This window comes from Patulibacter medicamentivorans (genome assembly GCF_000240225.1).
GTDB classification, from domain to species: Bacteria; Actinomycetota; Thermoleophilia; order Solirubrobacterales; family Solirubrobacteraceae; genus Patulibacter; species Patulibacter medicamentivorans.
Genome location: NZ_AGUD01000008.1, coordinates 1 through 6,746, shown reverse-complemented (window position 1 = coordinate 6,746; position 6,746 = coordinate 1). Strand labels below are relative to the sequence as shown.

At 75.1% G+C, this 6,746-nt stretch carries 6 protein-coding genes and 1 pseudogene; 6 read left to right on the top strand and 1 reads right to left on the bottom strand.

The window, feature by feature from the left end:
• The 5 genes and pseudogenes from PAI11_RS26685 to PAI11_RS01335 all read left to right on the top strand — a co-directional run.
• Nucleotides 1-559, top strand: a pseudogene (locus tag PAI11_RS26685) (hypothetical protein); the annotation flags it as partial.
• Complete coding sequence (locus PAI11_RS01350) at nt 556-1,344, top strand: RibD family protein (protein WP_007570035.1); 789 nt, start codon at nt 556-558, stop codon at nt 1,342-1,344. The pseudogene PAI11_RS26685 and the gene PAI11_RS01350, both read left to right, overlap by 4 nt.
• Nucleotides 1,341-2,291: a dihydropteroate synthase gene (gene folP / locus PAI11_RS01345; protein ID WP_007570033.1), complete on the top strand. Its 951-nt coding sequence runs from the start codon at nt 1,341-1,343 to the stop codon at nt 2,289-2,291. The genes PAI11_RS01350 and folP overlap by 4 nt, the downstream gene beginning before the upstream one ends.
• A gap of 112 nt (nt 2,292-2,403) precedes the next feature.
• Nucleotides 2,404-3,096 carry a transaldolase family protein gene (locus tag PAI11_RS01340; RefSeq protein ID WP_007570031.1) on the top strand — a complete coding sequence of 231 codons (693 nt, stop codon included), beginning with the start codon at nt 2,404-2,406 and terminating at the stop codon, nt 3,094-3,096.
• 337 nt (nt 3,097-3,433) lie between these two features.
• Nucleotides 3,434-4,735, top strand: coding sequence for a Rho termination factor N-terminal domain-containing protein (locus tag PAI11_RS01335; protein ID WP_007570029.1), 1,302 nt, complete (start codon nt 3,434-3,436; stop codon nt 4,733-4,735).
• 114 nt (nt 4,736-4,849) lie between these two features.
• On the opposite strand, the gene PAI11_RS01330 is transcribed toward PAI11_RS01335, so the two are convergent.
• Nucleotides 4,850-5,326 carry a hypothetical protein gene (locus tag PAI11_RS01330; RefSeq protein ID WP_007570026.1) on the bottom strand — a complete coding sequence of 159 codons (477 nt, stop codon included), beginning with the start codon at nt 5,324-5,326 and terminating at the stop codon, nt 4,850-4,852.
• Between the two features lie 291 nt (nt 5,327-5,617).
• On the opposite strand from PAI11_RS01330, the gene xseA reads away from it, so the two are divergent.
• On the top strand, nt 5,618-6,746 hold a 1,129-nt coding region (gene xseA / locus PAI11_RS01325), incomplete at its 3' end, for an exodeoxyribonuclease VII large subunit (protein WP_050897058.1).

Below are 6,746 nucleotides of genomic sequence, written 5' to 3'. Positions count from 1 at the left end.
GGTCGCCGACCCGGGGCCGGCCGACCCGGCTGGCGCGCCGCCGCAGGACGACGGCCCGGCCACCGGCGAGCGCTCCTCGTCCTCCAGCGGCTCGTTCGACCCCTTCACCGGCGAGCCGGTCGCCGGGCCCGAGCAGGCGCCCGCGGCGGCCCGGCCGGCCGCCCCGCGCGGCCGCGGCGGCGCGCCGGCCGACCCCGACGCGACCGTCGAGTGGTCCTCGACCGAGATCGCGGCCCTCGGCCTCGACGGCGACGATCCCAGCTCCGGCGAGGAGTGGGACGACGAGTGGGACGAGGACGGCAGCGGTCACGGCGAGCGGCTGCAGCCGCGCGAGCGCCGCGGCGGCCACGCGCCGCGCTGGCAGGTCGCGGTCGTCGGGATCCTGCTGCTGGCGCTGCTGGTCGTGCTCGCGCTGACCTTCCTCAAGGGCGACGACTCGACGCAGCCGACCACGAACGACGCGCCGACCACCGAGCAGCGCACGACCACCAAGAAGAGCAGCAAGGACAGCGGCGCGATCCTGACGCCGCAGGCGACGATCGTCCTGCGGCGCCTGTGAGCGAGGTCCGCTTCCGCGACCTCCAGGCCGCCGCCGGCTCGTCGCTGTCCGCCGCGCAGGTCCTCGACGCGCTCGTCGCCGACGCCGCGGCGCCGGTCGCCGGTCGTCCGCGGACGATCGGCGTGATGGTCTCCAGCGTCGACGGGCGGGCCGCGGTCGCCGGTCGCTCGGGCCCGCTCGGCGGACCCGAGGATCGCGCGATCTTCCGCGGCGTCCGCGAGCGCGCCGACGCGCTGCTGGTCGGTCCCGCGACGCTCAACCGCGAGCGCTACGCGACCGTCCTCGACGACGACCAGCGGGCGCGGCGGCGCGCCGCCGGCCGGCCGGCCGAGCCGCTGCTGGCCACGATCACGCGCTCGCTCGCGCTCGACGCCGACGTCCCGCTGCTGCACGAGCCGCAGGCGCGCGTCGTGGTCTACGGCGAGCGGGATCCGGTCGCGCCGTTCGCCGATCCGGTCGAGGTCGTTCGCCTGCGGCCCGCCGACCCGGCCGCGGTGCTCGCCGACCTACACGGTCGCGGGATCGGGCTGGTGGCCTGCGAGGGCGGGCCGACGCTGCTGGCCGGGCTCGTCCGCGACCGGCTGCTCGACGAGCTGCTGGTGACCGTCGCGCCGCTGCTGGTCGGCGGCTCCGATCCGCTGACGATCCTCGACGGCCCGCTCGACGCCGGCGGGGGCGATCCGGCCTCGCCGGCCGATCCCGTCACACTCCGGGTGCGCGGCCTCTGGCAGGCCGCCGACGTCCTCTTCCTGCACTACCACCTGACCGACGGGAGACCCGAGTGAGCTCGCTCACCCTCCGCCTGCGCCAACGCTCCCTCACGCTGCAGGCGGGCCGGCCGCTCCTGATGGGGATCGTCAACTGCACGCCGGACTCGTTCAGCGACAGCCGGCGGCTCGAGACCGTCGACGAGCGGGTCCAGCACGGGCTCGAGCTGGCCGAGGCCGGCGCCGCGATCATCGACGTCGGCGGCGAGTCCGGCGTCACCCACCGTCCCCAGGTCGGCGTCCGCGAGGAGCTGGAGCGGGTCGTCCCGGTCGTCGAGCGGCTGGTCGACCACGGCCTGATCGTCTCCGTCGACACCTGGAAGCCGGAGGTCGCCGAGGCGGTCCTGTCGGCCGGCGCCCACCTGATCAACGACGTCAGCGGGCTGTACCACGCCCGTCTGGCCAGCGTCGTCGCCGCTCGCGACGCCGGGATCGTGCTGATGCACACCCGTGCCGCCCCGAAGACCGAGCACTTCCCGGACTACGGCGGACGGGTCGTGGCCGACGTCCGCAACGTCCTCGGCCAGCTGCGCGAGCGGGCGCTGCAGGCCGGCGTCCGCTCGGACGCGATCGTGCTCGATCCGGGCCCGGACTTCGCGAAGATGCCGGCCGAGTCGGTCGAGGTCCTGCGCGACCTGCGCTCGCTCGCCGTCCACGGCCACCCGCTGCTGCTGGCCGTGTCGCGCAAGTACTTCGTCGGCACGATCATCCACCGCGAGCCCGACGACCGGCTGGCCGGGACGCTGGCGGCGCTCGGGTGGTGCGCCGAGCGGGCCAAGTTCTCGATCGCGCGCGTCCACGACGTTCGCGAGGCCGCCGACTACCTGAAGGTCCGCGCCGTGCTCGACGGTGTCGAGGAGATGCCCTCGATCGATCGCGACGACGTGCGGCTGCAGTGGCTGCACGACGACGAGGACGACGACGAGGGCGATCCGGGCGGCTCGCGCGAGCCGCTGCGACGATGAGGGCGGGTCGGGGCGCTCCGGCGGGGTGGCATCGCGCGGCCGCGGCCCCGCGATGTTCTACCCTGAGGTGGGACCCCCGACCACGTCACATGCCCGCGGAGCTCTGCACCTCATGAAGCTGTTCATCGACACCGGATCCGTTGCCGAGGTCGAGGAGATCGCCCGTTGGGGCGTGCTCGCCGGCGCCACGACGAACCCCTCGCTGCTGGCGAAGGAGGACGGCTCGCCGGAGGAGATCATCCGCCGGATCGCCGATCTGGTCGACGGCCCGACCTCGGCCGAGGTCGTCAGCGAGGACGCCGACGGGATGGTCGCCGAGGGCGTCGCCCTGCGCGGCCTCCACGAGCACATCGTGGTCAAGGTGCCGTTCAGCGCCGCCGGCCTCGAGGCCACCAGCCGCCTGCGCGAGCTCGGCCACCCGGTCAACATGACCCTCGTCTTCAGCGCCCCGCAGGCGATCCTCGCCGCCGAGGCGGGCGCCACCTACATCTCGAGCTTCCTCGGGCGGCTCGACGACATCGGCGTCGACTCGACCGAGACCACGCGCGAGATCGTCGAGGCGGTCGCGGCCAACTCGACCGGCGCCCAGGTGCTGGCCGCGTCGATCCGCAACCCGATCCACGTGACGGTGTCCGCCGCCCTCGGCGCCGACGTCGCGACGGTCCCGGGCAAGATCCTCCGCCAGATGCTCAAGCACCCGCTGACCGAGTCGGGCATCGCCCAGTTCACCAGCGACTGGCAGTCGCGCCCCGAGTTCGCCACCTGGCTCCACGGCCTGGTCGAGCAGTCGCGCGCGACTGCCTGAGGCGGATCGTCGGCGGGCCGCGCCCGCTGCAGGCAGGACGCTCCCGACGGGGCGCCACGGTCGCGTGGCGCCCCGTCGTCGTTTCGGGGTCGCCGGCGCGCCGCGACGGGGCGGTGATCTGCGGACATGGAGCGCCATGTCCGCACGTCGTTCGACAAGTGCGGAAGTGGAGGACGCGATCGGCGTCGACGCGCCCGCGAATGTGGGCGGTTGCGGGAGGTTCCGCGCCGGGGGAGCGCGCCGGACCCCGCGGGTCGTCTAGGGTTGCCATCGAGTCGCCGGCCGCTGCGCACAACGCGGTCGGGCGCCCACCGACGAAACATCGAAGGAGCAGTACATGTCCGTTCTGACCCGCGAGGTCCTGGAGTCCAGCACCCTCGCCGATCTGCACGCCCTCGCCGGCGAGCTCGCCGTCGACGGCTTCCGTCGCCTCCGCCGCGAGGACCTGGTCGACACGATCATCGAGCGCCGCGGCGGTTCCGCCGACGGCGAGGAGTCCGGCTCCGGCCGCAAGCGCCGCCGCCGTGGCGGTCGCCGGGACGAGGACTCCACGACCGAGACCACCGACGCCGTCGCCTCCGATGACGATCGCGACGAGGACTCCGGCCGTCGTCGCCGCGGTGGCCGTGGTGGCCGCGGCGAGCGCGACGGTCGTGGCGACCGCGAGCCGCGTGGCGAGGGTGGCCGCGGTGACCGCGAGCCGCGCGGTGACCGCGACGGCGGGCGCGACCGGCGCGAGGGCGAGGAGGACGGCCCGACCGTCGAGGGCGTCATCGGCGTCACCGCCAACGGCTCCGCGATCCTGAAGGCGAAGGACGGGACCGAGGTCTACGTCTCCGCCGGCCAGGTCCGTCGCTGCGAGCTGGTCGACGGCGACCGCGTCTCCGGCCCGACCCGCCCCGCGCGCCGCAGCGAGCGGTTCCCGTCGCTGGTCCGCGTCGAGACGATCAACGGCTCGTCGGCCGAGGAGACCTCGACCGGCGCCAAGTACGAGGAGCTCGAGGCGGTCCGCCCGAGCGAGCTGCTCGCGATCACCAGCGAGGACCCGACGGTCGCCGCGATCGCCTGGCTGACCCCGCTCGGCCGCGGCTCGCGCGCCGTGATCGTCGGCCCGCACGCCGCGGGCAAGAGCGAGGCGATCCGTCGCCTGGCCGTCGGCCTCAAGGGGATCGACGACCTCGAGCTGCTGCCGGTCCTGGCCGGCGCGCGTCCCGAGGAGCTGGGCGACTGGCAGGCCGACGGCCTCGAGCCGATCGTGTCGCTGGACCTCTCCAGCGGTCCCGAGCAGCGGTCGAAGGCGATCGACGACGCCGTCGACCGCGGTCGCCGCGTCGCGGCCCGCGGTGGCCACGCCGTGGTCCTGATCGACACCCTCGACGGCCTCGGCGAGGGCGCGGCCCGCCGCGTGCTGGCCGCCGCCCGCCGCCTGAAGGACGGCGGCTCGCTGACGATCATCGCGACCCGCGAGCACCCGGTCGGCGGCGAGAGCACGGTCATCCGGCTCGACCGCCACCTGACGAGCACCGGCCGCTTCCCGGCTCTCGACCTGGCGGCCTCGGGCACCCTGCGCCCGGAGCTGCTGGTCGGCGACGAGGGCGCGGCCGCGATCGCCGCGGCCCGCGCCGAGCTCGTCGCCTGAGGATCTGGGCGACGGCGAGCCGGTCCGTCCGGCTCGCCGGCCCAGGACGACGAAACGCCCCGTGGTGCGGGGCGTCTCGTCGTTCCTCGCGCCGCTCGCGGCGGCAGGGCGATGTCAGCGTCGCTCGTCGACCGGCACGTAGGCGACGGTGAACCAGGAGGGCGCCGGGGCCAGCTCGACCGGCTCGTCGTCGCGCGCCGGCTGCACGTACTCGAAGCGCTGCTCGACCTCGTCGAAGCGGACGTCGAGCTCGCCCTCCTTCACGCGCTGGTCGAGCCAGGCGCCCCGGAAGACCAGCCGTCGCAGCCAGTGCACGAGCGAGCGCTCGGCTGGTCCCGACAGCTCGGTCCAGCAGTCGTTGACGTGCGCGCCGAGGTTCGAGAGCGGCTCCGCGACCTCGCCGTTGACCGCGAGGTTGACCAGATCGTCGACCTCCGATGGGTCGAGCCGATCGTGCACGAAGCCCAGGCGGACGGCCGCCTGCTCGCACCGTTCGGCGAAGTCACGTTCGGCGAACGTGAAGCGGAGATCTCCGTACTCGAGGACGAAGTCCTCGCCGGAGTCGTAGTTCCCTCGGAAGCTGGAATCCATGAAGCGATCTGGCGGACGCGATGGGGCGGAAGCGGCAACTGGGCCGTCCCACACGACAGACGATGAGCCACGGAACGCGCGGCGGCAACCGCGATCCGTGGACTGCTGGGCATCCTAGACCGGAGCGCGGCCCCCGGACGAGGTCTGGGTTCGATGTTGCACCCCGCGCGATCCGCTATGGCGTCGGACGGGCGGGATCGGGGCGGTCTGCGCCGATGCTGCGCCGGACCGCCGCCGAGATCGCGGCGGCGGGCGGAGACGGCCGGGTCGCAGCGTAGGTTTGGAGGGCAGATGTCGACGACGCCCGACAGCCTCACGGCCCCGATCTCGGTCAGCGACTACGCGGCCCGGATCGGTCGCGCGCTGCGCGAGGCCGGCTCCGCGGTCGTCGAGGGCGAGGTCCAGCGGCCGAAGGCCGGCGGGCGCGGGGTCTGGTGGTTCGACCTCTCCGACGGCGACCAGGTGCTGCCCTGCTCGTTCCTGCCGTGGCTGGCGCGCGGACGACGCGGCGGCCACGGCCCGGCGCACGAGCCCGCGCACGGCGATCGCGTCCGCGTCCACATCCGCCACAGCGAGTACTGGGGCGCGGGCGGGCGGCTACGCGTCGTCGTCGACGAGATCGAGGCCGCCGGCGAGGGCGAGCTGCTGCGCCGGCGCGCGGCGCTGATCGCGCGCCTGACCGACGAGGGGCTGTGCGATCGATCGCGGTTCCCGGCGCTGCCGCGGTTCCCGCGTGGCGTCGGGGTGATCGCCGGGCGCGACTCCGACGCGCTCCACGACGTGATCCGCGGCCTTCGCGACCGTTTCCCGGCCGTCCCGGTCGTGACCGCCTGCTGCCGCGTCCAGGGCGCCGCCGCGCCGGGCGAGCTGGTCGACCGGCTGGCCCGGCTGGACGCCGATCCGCGGGTCGACGTGATCGTGGTCGCGCGCGGCGGCGGGTCGGTGCAGGACCTGGTCTGCTTCGACGACGAGCGGCTCTGCCGGGCGATCCGCGCGATCGCGACCCCGGTCGTGACCGCGATCGGCCACACCGAGAACAACCCGGTCTGCAACCACGTCACCCACGCCGCCTTCGTCCCGCGGCACGCGGCCGAGCGGGTCGTGCCGGACCGCGAGGCGCTGCGCGCCGAGCTGGCCCGCGTCGGGAGCGAGCTGACGCGCGCCGGCCGCGCGCCGCAGGCGTTGCGGCGCGAGCTGGACTCCCGCTCGGCCGCCGTCCACGCTCGTGGCCGGCTCGACGGCCAGCGCACGCGGATCCTCGGTGCGGGGCGGACGGTCGACGCCCACGCCGATCGCTTCCTGCGCGAGGGCCACGCCACGCTGGCCGACGCCCGGGAGCGGATCGCCCGCGCCCCCGACCGGCTGCGTGCGACGATCGCGGCCGCCCGCCACCGGCTCGACGGCGCCGCGCCCGGCGGGC

Bases quoted from the DNA above. Each gene is read 5' to 3' on its own strand.
- PAI11_RS01330 (WP_007570026.1), bottom strand. From the start codon at position 5,326: ATGGATTCCAGCTTCCGAGGGAACTACGACTCCGGCGAGGACTTCGTC.
- PAI11_RS01340 (WP_007570031.1), top strand. From the start codon at position 2,404: ATGAAGCTGTTCATCGACACCGGATCCGTTGCCGAGGTCGAGGAGATC.
- PAI11_RS01335 (WP_007570029.1), top strand. From the start codon at position 3,434: ATGTCCGTTCTGACCCGCGAGGTCCTGGAGTCCAGCACCCTCGCCGAT.